This window comes from Candidatus Defluviibacterium haderslevense (assembly GCA_016712225.1).
In the GTDB taxonomy this organism is placed as follows: Bacteria; Bacteroidota; Bacteroidia; order Chitinophagales; family Saprospiraceae; genus Vicinibacter; species Vicinibacter haderslevensis.
In genome coordinates, this window is the sequence record JADJRL010000003.1 from 1,744,621 (window position 1) to 1,760,168 (window position 15,548).

Annotated in this window: 18 protein-coding genes; 8 read left to right on the forward strand and 10 right to left on the reverse strand. The window is 33.6% G+C overall.

Annotation, left to right across the window (positions count from 1 at the left end; translation table 11 throughout):
- Positions 1 to 231: 231 nt before the first annotated feature.
- Genes IPK88_07045 through IPK88_07055 form a run of 3 tightly spaced genes read right to left on the reverse strand, consistent with a single transcriptional unit; the run spans position 232 to position 5,345 of the window.
- Entirely contained in the window at positions 232 to 1,839 is a 1,608-nt protein-coding gene (locus tag IPK88_07045) for a M28 family peptidase (GenBank protein MBK8243163.1), read from the reverse strand.
- Positions 1,839 to 2,294, reverse strand: a complete 456-nt coding sequence (gene rpiB, locus IPK88_07050) for a ribose 5-phosphate isomerase B (protein MBK8243164.1) — start codon at positions 2,292 to 2,294, stop codon at positions 1,839 to 1,841. Before rpiB ends, IPK88_07045 begins: the two co-directional genes overlap by 1 nt.
- A 3-nt stretch (positions 2,295 to 2,297) precedes the next feature.
- Complete coding sequence (locus IPK88_07055; GenBank protein ID MBK8243165.1) at positions 2,298 to 5,345, reverse strand: DUF2723 domain-containing protein; 3,048 nt, start codon at positions 5,343 to 5,345, stop codon at positions 2,298 to 2,300.
- A 197-nt stretch (positions 5,346 to 5,542) separates the two neighbouring features.
- Here IPK88_07055 and IPK88_07060 point away from each other — a divergent pair, with 197 nt between their 5' ends.
- The 4 genes from IPK88_07060 to IPK88_07075 are packed head-to-tail and all read left to right on the forward strand — an operon-like array spanning position 5,543 to position 8,291.
- Positions 5,543 to 5,680: a hypothetical protein gene (locus IPK88_07060; protein ID MBK8243166.1), complete on the forward strand. Its 138-nt coding sequence runs from the start codon at positions 5,543 to 5,545 to the stop codon at positions 5,678 to 5,680.
- A gap of 17 nt (positions 5,681 to 5,697) precedes the next feature.
- Entirely contained in the window at positions 5,698 to 6,369 is a 672-nt protein-coding gene (locus IPK88_07065; GenBank protein MBK8243167.1) for an RluA family pseudouridine synthase, read from the forward strand.
- Positions 6,370 to 6,383: 14 nt separating this feature from the next.
- Entirely contained in the window at positions 6,384 to 7,412 is a 1,029-nt protein-coding gene (gene thiL, locus IPK88_07070) for a thiamine-phosphate kinase (GenBank protein ID MBK8243168.1), read from the forward strand.
- A gap of 51 nt (positions 7,413 to 7,463) precedes the next feature.
- The gene (locus IPK88_07075) at positions 7,464 to 8,291 is read left to right on the forward strand and encodes an outer membrane beta-barrel protein (GenBank protein MBK8243169.1); all 828 of its coding nucleotides are present in this window, start codon (positions 7,464 to 7,466) and stop codon (positions 8,289 to 8,291) included.
- A gap of 2 nt (positions 8,292 to 8,293) precedes the next feature.
- Here IPK88_07075 and IPK88_07080 read toward each other — a convergent pair whose 3' ends face one another.
- Complete coding sequence (locus IPK88_07080; protein ID MBK8243170.1) at positions 8,294 to 9,013, reverse strand: glycosyltransferase family 2 protein; 720 nt, start codon at positions 9,011 to 9,013, stop codon at positions 8,294 to 8,296.
- Between the two features lie 67 nt (positions 9,014 to 9,080).
- On the opposite strand from IPK88_07080, the gene IPK88_07085 reads away from it, so the two are divergent.
- Together IPK88_07085 and arsM are read left to right on the forward strand one after the other, a co-directional pair.
- Positions 9,081 to 10,160 carry a ferredoxin--NADP reductase gene (locus IPK88_07085; GenBank protein ID MBK8243171.1) on the forward strand — a complete coding sequence of 360 codons (1,080 nt, stop codon included), beginning with the start codon at positions 9,081 to 9,083 and terminating at the stop codon, positions 10,158 to 10,160.
- A gap of 38 nt (positions 10,161 to 10,198) precedes the next feature.
- Positions 10,199 to 11,167: an arsenosugar biosynthesis arsenite methyltransferase ArsM gene (gene arsM, locus IPK88_07090; protein MBK8243172.1), complete on the forward strand. Its 969-nt coding sequence runs from the start codon at positions 10,199 to 10,201 to the stop codon at positions 11,165 to 11,167.
- A gap of 17 nt (positions 11,168 to 11,184) precedes the next feature.
- Here arsM and pdxH read toward each other — a convergent pair whose 3' ends face one another.
- The 6 genes from pdxH to IPK88_07120 form a co-directional block, all read right to left on the reverse strand.
- A complete protein-coding gene (pdxH, locus tag IPK88_07095) occupies positions 11,185 to 11,820 on the reverse strand; it encodes a pyridoxamine 5'-phosphate oxidase (protein ID MBK8243173.1) in 636 nt (211 codons plus the stop codon).
- 128 nt (positions 11,821 to 11,948) lie between these two features.
- A complete protein-coding gene (locus IPK88_07100; GenBank protein MBK8243174.1) occupies positions 11,949 to 12,395 on the reverse strand; it encodes a 50S ribosomal protein L9 in 447 nt (148 codons plus the stop codon).
- Between the two features lie 20 nt (positions 12,396 to 12,415).
- Positions 12,416 to 12,682, reverse strand: coding sequence for a 30S ribosomal protein S18 (locus tag IPK88_07105; GenBank protein MBK8243175.1), 267 nt, complete (start codon positions 12,680 to 12,682; stop codon positions 12,416 to 12,418).
- Between the two features lie 32 nt (positions 12,683 to 12,714).
- Positions 12,715 to 13,152 (reverse strand): 30S ribosomal protein S6, encoded by a 438-nt coding sequence (gene rpsF / locus IPK88_07110; GenBank protein ID MBK8243176.1) that lies wholly within the window; start codon positions 13,150 to 13,152, stop codon positions 12,715 to 12,717.
- 133 nt (positions 13,153 to 13,285) lie between these two features.
- Complete coding sequence (locus tag IPK88_07115; protein MBK8243177.1) at positions 13,286 to 13,600, reverse strand: hypothetical protein; 315 nt, start codon at positions 13,598 to 13,600, stop codon at positions 13,286 to 13,288.
- Between the two features lie 11 nt (positions 13,601 to 13,611).
- The gene (locus IPK88_07120) at positions 13,612 to 14,793 is read right to left on the reverse strand and encodes a class I SAM-dependent rRNA methyltransferase (protein MBK8243178.1); all 1,182 of its coding nucleotides are present in this window, start codon (positions 14,791 to 14,793) and stop codon (positions 13,612 to 13,614) included.
- A gap of 140 nt (positions 14,794 to 14,933) precedes the next feature.
- Here IPK88_07120 and IPK88_07125 point away from each other — a divergent pair, with 140 nt between their 5' ends.
- Positions 14,934 to 15,101, forward strand: a complete 168-nt coding sequence (locus tag IPK88_07125) for a hypothetical protein (GenBank protein MBK8243179.1) — start codon at positions 14,934 to 14,936, stop codon at positions 15,099 to 15,101.
- A gap of 132 nt (positions 15,102 to 15,233) precedes the next feature.
- A complete protein-coding gene (locus tag IPK88_07130; GenBank protein MBK8243180.1) occupies positions 15,234 to 15,485 on the forward strand; it encodes a hypothetical protein in 252 nt (83 codons plus the stop codon).
- Positions 15,486 to 15,548: the final 63 nt, after the last annotated feature.

Genomic DNA, 15,548 nt, shown 5'->3' on the forward strand with positions numbered 1-15,548 from the left:
ACATTGGAATAATTAGAATATAAAGTTTGAGTAATATCTTATCTGTATAACCCATAAATGAGTTGATGCTTTACCATGAATTTTAGAAAAAAAATGAAAATTAGAAGAATTGAAATTAGGATATAGTACTCATTAGAGCTTGGTAATATGTTTTTTTAAGATATGAAATTGGAATCCTAATTATTATTCTTTTGTATGATTTGAAACGATGTTCCCTGATTCTAAGATGTGTTATTTTCTATCTACTGAAATCCGTTTTTCTGAGTTAGCCAATTTCCAGGCTAATAAAAAAATATGCCGACCTATTTTTTCCATTTTATTAAAATCAATTTTTTCCGGATCATCACCTATTCTATGATAATCTTCATGAGTTCCGTTAAAGAAAAATATTGCAGGTATTAATTTTTCAGCAAAATTATAATGATCAGACCGATAATAATATCTATTGATATCATTTTCAGCATTGTAGGTGTAATCCATTATGATATGACTATACTGATCGTTTATGGATTCATTATATTCATGTAGTTTACTACTTAATCGATCTGAACCTATAACGTAAACATAATTTCCATTTGGCTTGTACTTATCATCGATTCGCCCCACCATATCAATATTAATATCAGCAATGGTAGATGACAAAGGCAATACCGGATTATTGACATAATACATGCTACCTAATAATCCTTTTTCTTCACCCGTTACCAAAAGACATAATACAGACCTTCGCGGTCCTTTTCCAATGCTTTTCGCATATTGCATTGCTTTGGCGATCTGTGTTACTGTAGTTGTTCCGGATGCATTGTCATCGGCACCATTAAACACATCTTTACCCCTCATTCCTATGTGATCATAATGTGCAGAGATGATTAATACCTCATCTTTTTTGTCAGTACCCTCAATGTAAGCCAGAATATTTCTTCCAATTACCTGTTGTTCTAATTTATGTTGTTCAATCCCTAATTTAGTTTTTATTACAAGAGATTGCGGACGTCCGGTTCGTTTAATTTTATCTCTATTTTTAATTAATTTTTTTAATGATGATCCCAATAATTTTGTGGTCACCCATGGTGACAAGTGTATCACATTGACAATTTCATTTTCAGGTTTTTCATCAATATCCAAAACAACTGTTGGAGATAAAACTTTTAATCTGTTCAGGTCAACAAGTTCTTTAAATTTATCTTCTATAATTAAAATACATTTTACACCATGTCGTTTAGCAGCATCTAATTTTAAATCCAAATTAAGTGACCATGAAGAAGGTATTGAAGAACCAGTTAGATAACTTTTACCTTCCTTGGTGGTGGGCTCACCATTATAAATTATTATTACTTTATCCTTTAAGTTTAGATTTTTATAATCATTATATTTTGAAGTTTCAATTCCATAGCCCAAAAACACGATTTCATCAGTATTAACATTTAAATTTTTATTTTCTCTCGGGATACTTAAATAATCCCACATGTGTTTATACTCAAAATCATTGATGGAAAGTTTAATATTATCCCATGAAATCCATTTAAAATTAACAGGTTGGAAATAACTCTGATTCAATCCAAATTTTGGAATACCGTTTTGTTCTATTTCATGAGCAATGTAATCAGCTGCTCGATCATTACCTTTTGTTCCAAGTTCACGACCTTCACAAGAATCTGAAGCAAGATAATACACCATACGTTTCATTTCAGATGCTTGAATTATTTCAGCAAACTGGGTTGCTGAATCCTTGCTAATTTTTTTAGTACTATCGGGAATACTAACACTACTAATATACTTGTTCTGACCAAAAAGGCATAGATTCAAAAATAGACCACTCAGAAAGAGATAAACTTTCATTACAAATTTATTTTTTCAACACGACGTTGATGTCTACCCCCTTCAAATGAACTAGTTAAAAAGGCATGAATCATTTCAATGGCCATTTCTGGTGTTACAAATCTTGCCGGAATACTAATTACATTAGCATCATTATGTTGTCTTGATAATTGGGCCAATTCAACATTCCAACACAACGCACACCTAACACCTAAATGTTTATTTGCAACGATTGCTGCACCATTTCCACTTCCGCAAATAACCACACCAAACATGGATCTTTGGTCATCAATATCCTTACCAACGGGATGAATAAAATCTGGATAATCTACAGAATGAATATTATGACAACCATGATCTACAACATCATAACCGTGTTCACGTAAGTAGCTTACAATAATCGTTTTATATTCGTATCCTGCATGATCTGATCCAATGGATATACTTCCATTCAATTTTTTATGTGTCGAGTGCATTCATTAATTATTTACAGGTGTCGATTGAAATTTACTGAGTAATGTTTGCATCTCTTTTTCAAATTCCGGATCCTGTAATTCTTTAGATCTTTGTAGTATTTCCCGAACTGCAGATGCAGTATAGTTTTTATCTGAAGCAAAACTGGATGCTAAATCTTCAGGAGAAAGTGAATTATAAAAATTCATCATGTCTTCTGTCTCAATGGCCAAAATTTTAAGATGTTTTTTAGCTTCATCTTTTCTACCTGCTGCCATTAACGTTTGTATGAAAGGCATTACTCGAACATCATATTGAAAATTCATATTTGGAAAACTTTCAAAAAATTTAGCCGCGACATTTCCAGCTCTTTCTTTATCTCCTTGAGCTTCAAGTCCTGCACAAAGACGCATCATGGTCATTCTAAGACCTTGAATACTTGGTGCATAGGAATGATCTACAAAAAGCTCTTTTTTATCAAAATTTCCCCATCGATATTTATTCATTATAGCATCATATGATTTCTCTATATCCATTTTTCCTGAACCATAGATATACATATTTTTTTCACTTGCGGTTTTTGTAGGAACTATACGTAATGCAAGTCCTTCGACACTTACATAGTCATCTAAACCCATTAATTTTTCACCCTGACAGGTTACTGAAAAATATACAGGTCTATCGTTTATATTTGAATTAATAATATCCAATACCGCTATATCATCTTTCGTAATATAATTTCCGTTTAATACCACAGGTACACGACTAACAAAAGTAGTGTCATCAGGTTTTACCAATCCCATTTCAATAGCCCGATGTTGATTAAATTCAATGGAAACTTTCCTTGTTGGCATATAGGTTTCAAAATCACGTCCGGAACCTGCTGAAATTTTGTGGTCTTCACCTATAAATTTTAAAAATTGTGAGGCCGTCATATCAACGTCAGCATTATCCCCAGCAGGATTATAATAGAACACCTGATTTCTTAAAGAACCACGTAATTTATCTGATGGAATGGACATTTTAATTGCCGGGGATTCATTTATTTTTCTTCGTTGTGCATCTATGTACCAATCTACAGCAATTAAGCTCAAATTGATTACACGCACATCTCTTCTTATATTTTCTACTTCCTGGGCATACCAAACCGGATAGGTATCATTATCTCCATATGTGAAAATAATGGCATTAGGTTGACATGATTCTAAAATATTGATGGCATAATCCCGGGCTGCAGTAATCCCATTTCTGGAATGATCATCAAAATTTTGAAATCCCATAATTATTGGCGCAGAAAGTACTATTAATGTAGCGATGATTCCAGAAACAGAACTTGACAATTTCAATCTACTTTTAAACAGATCTACCAGAAACAAAACACCCATTCCGATCCAAATGCAAAAAGTAAACATGGATCCCGCTAAAATATAATCTCTTTCGCGGGGTTCATTCGGTGGCGAATTTGTGAAAAAACAAAGACCTAACCCGGTAATAAGCCACAGAAAGCCCAAGGCCATAAAATCTTGTTTGCTCTTTCTCAAATGAAAAATGGTACCTAATATTCCAAAAATTAATGGTAAGAAAAAGTACCTGTTTCTCGAATGGTCTGTTTTAATTACTCTAGGCAACTGATCCTGATTGTACAGCCGTTTACTATCGATACTGGAAATACCGGATAACCAATGACCATCCTTTTTATCCCAAGGATAGTAGCCTTGTTCTCCATTTTCTTTTCCTACAAAATTCCAGAAAAAATAGCGCCAATACATCCACCCAAATTGGTAAGTCATTAAAAACTTAAGATTGTACTCTTCAGTTGGAGTCCCTTCTTTTCGTCCAATTAAATAATCCATCCACATACGGTGTAATTGAACACGACCCTGATCATTGGATCCAATCCTTGGCAATAATATTTGGTCTTTTTTTGCAAATACATAATCGAACTTTCGATCCACTATTTTATACTCATTTCCAACTCTACCATATCGATCTGTAGATTTGGTATCAATGGGTTTAGCATCAAAATGTGGCCCTTTAAGTAAGGATCGATCTCCATATTGTTCCCTGTTTAAATAAGGCAATAATCGAACTACATCATCAGGTGCATTCATATTAATCGGTGGATTTGCCATAGCTCTAAGAATTACTACACCTACAGTGGAGTATGAGATGGCTAAAAGCATACACGTAAAAACCAATTTATGTGCAAGGTCTAAGCCTCTGTTTCGCGTATATTTAAATCCAAAATAAAATAATGCAAACAATGTGATAAGAGTAGGAATTAAGCCGGAATGGAATGGCAATCCCAAAGTATTAACACAAAACATTTCATACATACTCCACAATTGTGGAATACCTGAAATGACGATTCCCTGGAATAGAACTATACTTATTACTCCAATAAGTGCAGCAATACAAAAACCTAAGAAAGTGTGATTTTTATATTTCTTATGATAATAGAGCACGGCCATAGTAGGAAATGCCAATAAGCTTAACAAATGGACTCCAATAGACAGCCCAGCAGCATAAAATGAAAAAATCAACCAACTGTCATTGCTTGGTTTATCTGGTAGATAATGCCACTTAACCGCAGCCCAGAGTGTCAGACAAGTAAACATAGTGGACATTGAATAAACCTCACCTTCTACGGCTGAAAACCAGATGGAAGAACAAAATGCAGTTGCCAATCCCGCAACCAAACCAGCTCCTAATATAGAAATATCATGTGATGCAACTTCTTCATTATCCCTTCCGTAAATGGCTATTTTTCCAAAAATTATGGTAATCCAACAAACGAACATGGCTGCGAATGCAGAACAGATACCAGACATTAAATTAACTGCAAAGGCTATATTGGAAGGTTCTGAAGAAAAAACTGTTGCAATCCAGGCAAACATTCTACCAACCAGCAAAAATAATGGTGCCCCAGGTGGATGCACTACCTGAAGTTTATAAGCGCCTAGGACGAATTCACCACAATCCCACAAGCTTCCCGTTCGTTCTACTGAAAAGTAGTAAACGATAAAGGTTATTAAAAATACCAACCAACCTGTCACATTGACTTTGTTCTTCATTAAATCCATTGGAATATCAATTTGTTATAAATTAATAAATATTATATTTGATTAAAATTTGTGTAAAAATATAAAAAAGAAAGTAGCTTACCAAAAACATCTTTATTTTAGGCTATTTAGCCTTAATTAACGAATCAATTCAACAATAAAGTGTTTAAGCTGTTACTTTGTTTCATTAGAACTAGGCCTCAATAATCATGTATTTCAAATTAATTATTTATGCTTTAGCCCTGTATGGTGTTTATACCTTGTTTTTCAAAAACAAAACCATCAGCATTCAGGATAAAAAGCCTCCAAAAAAGACGAATGATTACACAGATTATGAAGAATTGTAATATCTAAATATTTGTCATTGAATAAATTATCTTCATACATTCTATTTCAAGATCACCATTTGATCATTGCCAATAAACCAGGTGGTGTACCAGCGCAAGAAGACAAAACTAAAGACCCTAGTCTGCTGAGATTACTTCAAGCCTATTGCAAAAGAGATTTATTCCTGGTCCATAGAATAGATAGACCCGTTTCAGGTCTTATCGTGTTGGTCAAAAATAGTAAGGATCAGATCATAATCCAAAATCAGATCCAAAGCCAGAAATTTGAAAAAACATATCTGGCCATAGTGCCTAAAATAGATATTCCAGACCAAGGAATATTAGAACATTTTATCATCCACGATACTAAACATAATAAAGGCCGAATTAGTCCTTCAGGTGACGATGAGCAAGCTAAAAAAGCAACATTAAGTTATGTTATCAAGAAGGATCTTGATCAATATAGACTTTTAGAAATTAAAACACAAACAGGTCGATTTCATCAAATTAGAGCGCAGTTAGCACATGAAAACATGCCGATAAAAGGCGATGTAAAATATGGAGCTAGAAGAAGTAATAAAGACCGAACAATAGGTTTACATGCATGGAAAATATCGTTCTATCATCCAAGTTCTAATCGAGCCGTCAACTTTGTTGCAGATTTACCGGAAAATGACATTTGGCCACATTTTCAATTAACTGAGGAATAATAAATTTAATAATTATGGAAATTGCCCGAACTGAAATCAGTGATCTTGGTGAATTTAAATTAATTGAACTACTAACAGAGTCATTTCCACAATTCTATAAATCAACTGTAAAAGGCATAGGTGATGATGCAGCAGTAATTGATTTTGGGAAAGAATCCTTATTGATAACTACAGATATACTAGTTGAAGAGATACATTTTGATCTTATGTATTGTCCTTTAAAGCATCTGGGTTACAAAGCAGTAGTGGTTAATTTATCAGATATCTACGCCATGAATGCTATCCCTTACCAAATAACTGTGTCATTAGCCATTTCCAATAGATTTTCTGTAGAAGCAATTGAAGAATTATATGCCGGCATTAAGTTAGCATGTGAATTATATAAGATAGATTTAGTAGGTGGAGACACCACTTCTTCTCCTAAAGGACTTACCCTATCTGTTACTGCTTTGGGGCGCCAACAAAAAGAAAAAATTGTTTATAGGTCCGGTGCACAGGTCGGTGATTACCTTTTTGTTACGGGTGATTTAGGAGGGGCTTTTTTGGGATTACAATTATTAGAAAGAGAAAAACAAATATTTCTTTCAGATCCCAAAATTCAACCTGATTTAGAAAATAAGAAAGAAATTGTTGGTCGTTTTCTCAAACCAGAAGCAAAAAAAGAAGCCATTTTATTGTTAAATCAAGTAAATGTAATACCCACCTCAATGATTGATTTATCCGATGGATTATCTTCTGATTTAATGCACATATGTAGTCAATCCAAAGTAGGTGCTTTAATTGAAGAAGCATCGATTCCAATGCATCATGAAGCGCAATTGATGGCACTTGATTTCAAACTTGATCCTATTACATGTGCACTCAATGGTGGTGAAGATTATGAATTGCTGTTTTCAATTAAAAAAGAAGATTTGGAATTAATTAAGTTCCTCCCAGGATTCTATTATATCGGAGAAATTCGACCACAAGAAGAAGGGATTAAGTTAAAAACAACAGGTGGAAAAATACATCCCTTAAAAGCACAAGGGTGGAAACATTTTTAATTAAATAATAAGTGTAGCTTTTCCTACGTTTCTAATTTTGTAATTTGTACCATGAATCGATTGTTTATTTTATTACTGTTTTTATTTATTTCAATTGTAAATATAAAAGCCCAAAAAGGTGCTGAAGTTGGAGCCTGGGTGGGAAATTCATTTTATTTTGGAGACTTAAATAATTTATACAGATTGACTGAACCTGGCATATCAGGTGGTTTATTGTTTCGATACAATGTTAACAGTCGTTTGAGCCCGCAATGTCAAATTAATTATTCGAGATTGCGCGCCAATGATGCAAACTCTTCCAATTTGTTTGATCAAAATCGAAATTTATCATTCTATTCAGATGTTTTTGAAATCACTCCGGCAATAGCCTTCAATTTCATTCCCTATATTCATGGCAATGATGACACTAATTTTTCACCTTATGTTGTTACAGGTCTAAGTCTTTTTTATCATGATCCGAAAACCAAACGATTGGGACATATTGAACATCTACAATCCAATGGAACTGAGGGACAAATTGTTGGGCAAGAATATAGCCGAATCAGCGGCGGTTGGTTATTGGGATTAGGTACTAAAGTTAAAATAAATTATCGTTGGAGTATCAACGTTGACCTTAGTTCACGCATTACTTGGACAGACTATTTAGATGATGTAAGTACGGTCTATCCGAACTTTAGCACCTTAAGAACGACTCGTGGAAATAATGCTGTATTATTGTCTGATCCATCATTAAATTTAGGTGGTGATATTCCTGCAAATCGATCTGGAACGCAACGTGGAGATGGTAATGATAAAGATATCTTTATGAGTTTTGGGATCAGTCTGGTATATTATTTTGGAGGATTAGAATGTCCACAGATTTCGAGATTTAATGAATAACATCATTTAAATAAATTGTATTTTAAGATACAATAAATGGCTCTAAAACCATCTTTCCAATTTATTTTTTTTCCTTCTAAATAGGTGCGACCATAGTAGGATATACCAATTTCATAAATTCGTATATTTTTTATTCGTGAAATTTTTGAAGTTACTTCTGGTTCAAAACCAAATCTTTTTTCATTTAATTCCAATGATTTAATTACTTCTGATTTGAATAATTTATAACAGGTTTCCATATCTGTTAAATTCAAATTAGTAAACATATTAGATAAAAATGTGAGAATTTTATTTCCTATAGAATGCCAAAAAAATAAAATTCTGTGTGGATGTCCGCCAATAAACCTGGAACCATAAACAACATCTGCAAAACCTTCAATAATGGGTTTTAATAAATCATTGTATTCACGAGGATCATATTCTAAATCTGCATCCTGGATAATGATAAAATCGCCAGTCGCTAATCGAATTCCGTTGTGCAATGCAGCTCCTTTACCTTGATTATAATCGTGTTTATGATAGATAAAATTAATTTCTGAATGTTCTTTGATGTAGTTTAATAATACAAATTCTGATTGATCGGTAGAACAGTCATTGACTAATATGATTTCCTTTGAAATTTGGTTAATTAATGAAACCGCTAGTATTTTGTTTAATATATGATGTATCGTTTTCTCCTCATTATAAACTGGGATGACGATAGATAATTTTTGAGTAGTCATAATAGAATTTTAATTAAACTAAATGCAGATTTCATTGTTCATAATTCGGCAAAAATACGTTAGGTAAATGATATTTTACTCACTTATTGTAAAACAAATAATTAAGGAATCTGAAGATGCGAGAAGCATAATTTTGGATGTACCCGCAGATCATCCGCTACTTCAATTTAAAGCAGGGCAATTTCTAAATATTCAAATACACCATAAGAACGAGGTTCTACAAAGATGTTATTCGATTTCATCCATTCCAAATAACTCCAATTTGCAAATTACAGTGAAGGCGGTTAAGGGTGGAATTGTATCTAATTTTCTTGTTAATCAACTCAAGGTAAATGATGTTTTGGAGGTTTCTGGTCCTCAAGGTCATTTTGCATTAGCTCCAAATGATGAAGTTCGACGTGCACATTATTTTATCGCGGCAGGTAGTGGTATTACACCCATCTATTCAATGATTCAAACATTATTGGAAAATGAACCTAAATCATCCATTTATTTATTATATGGAAATCGTTCAGAAGAAGATATCATATTTAAAGAAAAATTAGCTGAATTACAAAATAAGTTTGAAGGGCAGTTTTTTGTAGAACACATTCTATCCAAAGCTGGTAAGAAATCAATGTTTGGTTTCCTGACCGCATCAAAGGAGAAATGGACTGGGTTGGTTGGAAGAATAAATGAACAACAACTAAAAATATTTCTACAAAAGTACTCGACATTAAATGTGCCAGCTCAATACTACATCTGTGGTCCAGGTTTATTTATTCAAAACATTGAATCAACTTTGAAGGATTTGATGGTGCCCATTAAAGATATTCACAAAGAATATTTTAGCATTGAACCGGTCCAAATAGATTCCATTTCAACGAACCTGGCCTCTAGAGTTTCAGGAACATACCAAGGTAAAGCATTTGATATTCTATTAAAACCCAATGAAAAAATCCTAGATGGACTTCTTAGAGAAAAATTAAATCCACCTTATTCATGTTCAAGTGGTGCTTGTGCTACATGTATTGCAAAACTTGTTTCAGGAAAGGTTCACATGGATGTTAGTATGGCATTAGATCAATCAGAAATTGAAGCAGGCTATATTCTAACATGTCAAGCAAAACCTTTAACTGCCGAGGTTGAAATTAATTATGACTTATAAGCTTTAATTTATTCAATTATTTTTAAATCCTTGATCAAATGTCTTACTTAGAAACTACTGTTGATGTCTATAAAGAAGCTGCATTAAAGCCTGATGTTGGATTATGTTGCACAACCACACCGGTATGGCAATTGCCAGACCTTAGTATTCCTAAAAAAATGTTGGAAATGAATTACGGTTGTGGAAGTACTGTAAATCCGAGAGATTTAGCTAATAATCCAACCGTACTATATGTTGGCATTGGCGGTGGAATGGAATTACTTCAATTTGCTTATTTCAGTAGAAAAAATAATGCCATTATTGGGATCGACGTCGTTGATGAAATGATTACTGCTTGTAGAGAAAATTTGGTCCAAGCTGAAAAAGAAAATGAGTGGTTTTCTTCTTCTTTCATTGATATTCGCAAGGGTTCCGCATTAAAATTGCCAATTGACAACCAAACGGTAGATATTGCGGCACAAAATTGTTTGTTCAATATTTTTACTAAAGCAGATTTAAAAACTGCTTTACAAGAAATGTATAGGGTATTAAAACCATATGGAAGACTGATATTATCGGACCCTATTTGTGAACAAAGTATGCCTGAGAATCTAAAGCAAGACAATCGGTTAAGAGCACTTTGCCTTAGTGGTGCGATTCCACTCAAAGATTATATTGATTTGATAACTGAAATAGGATTTGGTACGGTCGAAATCAGAGCCAAGCGAGCATATAGAGTGTTAGATCCTAAACATTATGATACGGATGAGTTAATTGTAATAGAGTCGGTTGAAGTTTGCGCCATTAAAGATCCCATGCCTCCTGATGGGCCTTGTGTATTTACAGGTAAAACGGCTATTTATTATGGAGCGCATGATTTCATAGATGATCAAAAAGGGCATGTGTTATATCAAAACCAACCTTTGGCAGTATGCGATAAAACGGCAAAAGCATTAAAAACCTTTAGTCCAGACAATATTTATATTTCAGAATCAACCTGGTTTTATGATGGAGGTGGTTGCTGTTGAAATTGTTATAAAACAAACTAGGGAGCCAATCTCGTTATTCTCCAGGACAAATCTGGATTTTTAATATAAGCGATACGATCGTGGAGTCTATTGGCTCTACCTTGCCAGAATTCCATATACTCAGGTTTAATGATATATCCTCCCCAATGTTCAGGACAGGTAATGGGTTCTGTTTGGTTTTCCATTTCACTCATTTTTTGATCAAGAAAGGCCCTGTTAGGAATTTCTTGACTTTGTGGCGAAATAACAGCTGCTATCTGGCTTTTATAAGGGCGACTTTTAAAATATTCTGAGGCTAATTCGGGTGATTTTTTTTCAACATGACCTTCAATTCTAACTTGTCGTTCTAGTTCCTTCCAAAAAAACAAAAGCGATGCTGAAGTATTTTTTTCAATGTCCTGACCTTTTCGACTTAAATAGTTGGTAAAAAATATAAATCCTTCAGCTTCAGTATGCTTTAAGAGAACCACTCTGGAAGATGGTTTTCCTAAGGAATTTACAGTGGATAATACCATAGCGTTCGGCTCTTCTATTTCGACATCAATAGCTTGTTGAAACCATGTATTAAATTGGTACATGGGATTTGCATTGAAAGTATCTACGTCTATAGTTTCTTTGTTATAGTCTTTTCTAAGTTCGGTAAGATTCAACATATCTTTAAAATTCAATTTTATTCAAAGTTAGGACAACTCATGAATAGTACTAAGTAATTATTCAAAAAAAAAAACCCGTCATATGTTCATACAACGGGTTTTTATATTAAAATTTTTTAATATTATTTCTATTCAGAAACCACTTCAAAATTGACTTTAACGATAACTTGTTTGTGTAGATCAAGTTGAGCTACATAGGTTCCCAATTCTTTTACTTCTTCAAGAATGTGGATTTTTTTACGTTCTATTTCAATATTAAATTGGTCCTTGAGTGCAGCAGCAATTTGAACATTGGTAACACTACCAAAAATCTTACCACTGGTTCCAGTTTTTGCTCCTACTTTCAGAGTGGCATCTTTAAGTTGATCAGCCATCTCTTTATAAACATTTATTTTTTTATTTTCCTTAGCTTCATCTTGTCGAGTTAGCTCATTTAATCTGCGCATGTTGCTATCATTAGCAAGTAGTGCAGATCCTTGTGGAATTAAAAAATTACGGCCGTAGCCTGGACGAACATTCACCACTTGGTGTTTGTCTCCTAATTTATCGACATCTTTCAATAAAATTACTTGCATAAACTAAGTTTTTAGGTGAATTATTTAAGTAAGTCCGCAACAAATGGAAGAATGGCTAAGTGGCGTGCTCTTTTAACTGAAGATGCTACTCTTCGTTGATATTTTAATGAGTTTCCAGTCAAACGTCTAGGTAGTAATTTCCCTTGTTCGTTAATGAATTGGATCAAAAAATCTGCATCTTTATAATCTATATGTTTGAGTCCAAATTTTTTGAAACGGCAATATTTCTTTTGCTGTTTTCCGATATTTGGATTACTTAAAAACTTTATTTCGTCTTTAGTTGCCATTTTGTTTTAAATTAATTTGTGTGACTAATGAATTAAATGATTTCTAAATCTTCTGCAATAATATCTACCGGTGGTACATATGCTGCTTTAGGAGTATACACAGGTGCCGGCTCTTTTGGCGCTTTGTGTACCTTTTTACCAATCTTTCCATTTCTCTTGTCCTCGTTGTACTTAACTCCAAATTTGTCAAGTTTTACAGTCAGAAAGCGCATGATGCGCTCATCACGTTTCAATGCAAGCTCAAGCTTACCGATAAATGTTCCAGTTTCGGCAGCGAACTCAATGCAGTAGTATACTCCAGTGGAGCGTTTGTTTATTGGATAGGCCAATGGACGCAATCCAATCTCATTCACATGGACAATAGTAGCTCCTTCATTTTGGAGCATTTCCACGTACGTCTGAGCTGTCGATTTAACTTCATCGCCCGACAGAACAGGATCCACGATGAAGGTTACTTCTAAATGACGCATTATTTATATAATATTTATTTTCAAAAAGGGATGCAAAGATAAACTTTCCTTTTCAAATAACCAAATAGACTGTATTAAAAAATCAAGTAAAATGATATAAAATATTGATTGTTAATACTATAGTAAAGACTTTTTACCAATTTTCCCAACCCGGTTCCTTGATTTTGTTTATGGAAATGCTCGCTTTGTGTTGAAGCCTCGTTTTCTGGCGACGCCAAATTTCATGGGCAAGATTGTAAGCTATAAAATCAGGACCACTGGTTTTTAATATATGCTGAAGGATACTTTCATCAATATCAAGCCGATATAAATAACTAAATAAAAGATTTGGATCCTGAGATAATAGTTCTTCAACCCTTCCCTGAATCATATCTATATAAACTTGCTCGCCTTGATCGGTATGATCTAATTGCTGTAAAGTTAAAAATGGAAATAGCTCTTGATTCATTGAGGACTTTGTTATATAACTTCCAACACCAATCCTTTTAAATAAGATCCTTCAGGATGAAATAAACTAACAGGATGATCCGGACCTTGGGATAATTTTCTAATAACACGTATAGTTCGTTGACTTTCAATTCCGGCAGCAACAATCGTGTGGTAAAACAATTCTTCGGTCACCACCTGCGAACAAGAAAAAGTCAATAAAAATCCTCCTGAATTGATCTTTTGCATGGCCAACACATTAATGCGTTTGTAGGCTTGTATGGCGTTATGACGCTTTTCTAAGCTTTTTGCAAAAGCGGGTGGATCTAATATTATAATGTCAAATTCATCTGAAGTCAGGTCTTTAAGAAACGGGATAACATCCGCTTCTAAAGCCTCGTGGTTGGCATTTTCCAATTCATTTAGTGCAATATTTTTTTGTAATTCTTCAAGAGCCTTTTTTGATGAATCAACTGAAACTACTTTTTTAGCACCACCTAAAAGTGCATAAAGACTAAATCCTCCTGTGTAACAAAAGGTGTTTAATACAGTTTTAGATCGGGCCAGACGGGTCAGTAAGGCTCTATTTTCCCTTTGATCTAAAAAGAAACCCGTCTTTTGTCCAGTAACTATATTAATGTTAAATAGTATATAATTTTCTTTAATGATTACTTCTTCCTTATTACCCAAAAGGAAACTGTTGTTTATATTTTGGCTGTAAGCTTTGGGTAATGATTCTTTGCTTTTATTATATATGTGTTTGATTTCTTCTCCATAAAGTGATGTTATGGCATTTGATATTTGGTTGATACAGCGATTCATTCCAACGGTATGGGTCTGAATTACAGCAACATCGTCATAGATGTCAACGATTAGTCCCGATAATCCATCCCCTTCACCATGAATTAAACGGTAGGCATTTGTTTCGGATTCCCGGCCTAATCCAAGGGATTTACGCAAATGAAGCGCAGCTTCAAATTTTGAATGCCAAAAAGTAGGTACAAATTCACCAGGTCCAAACGATAATATTCTTACAGCAATACTGGCATTATGGTATTGGCCAAAACCTAGTTGTACATCAGAACTATCATAGACATAAACCAAATCACCTTCTTGAATTCCTTCATCTTTTTTGTGTATTGCACCTGAAAATATCCATGGGTGTTGTCTAATTATGGATATCGTCTTATTATTTCTGAGGATTACCTTTTTCATTCCATATATAGTTCAAGTGATTTAACAATAGCTTACTGGGCACAAAGTAAAGTATTACGCCAATTAATTTGTGCAATTCGATCAGCTAATTATAGACAATAGACTAAAGTAAACCAATTTGTGGAGCTGAATATTAATAAATGAGTATAGAGGCTGAACAATTGGGGATGGGGATAAGACATGCAATCCTAACTTTACTGGAACAGCCAGAAGCTACCATTTTAGGTAGTTTTGTATTATTGTTTGATAAGGAATTTAGAAGAAATGCACTTAAGTATGTTAAAAGTGAACGTGTTAAGAAGTTCTAGAAAAGAGAATTTTATGAATATCAAAAATACGACTTATTAACAGTGATGAAAAAGATAGGTGATATATTAATTCATCCAGTTATTAAAATAGTAATGATTGAAAATATATAGGAAGCATCTCTCCGCAAAGCTATGGATGAAAAAAAGATTATTTTAGTTAATTTATCCAAAGGTCATGTAGGTGCTGATGTTGCTCATATACTCGGTGCTATATTTATTACTTCTATAACTTCGGTTGCATTTAGTCGTGTTGATGTTGATGAAGGAGACAGAAATCCATTTATGGTTTACATGGATGAAATCCATAATTTTACTACTTTGTCTTTGGTTAATATGTTTTCTGAACTTCTTAAGTTCAAAGTAGGTTTTGTACTAGTATATTAATCCATACAACATCTGCATGATGATATTAGGCTAGCTGTGCTTGGAAATATAGGGATAATTATT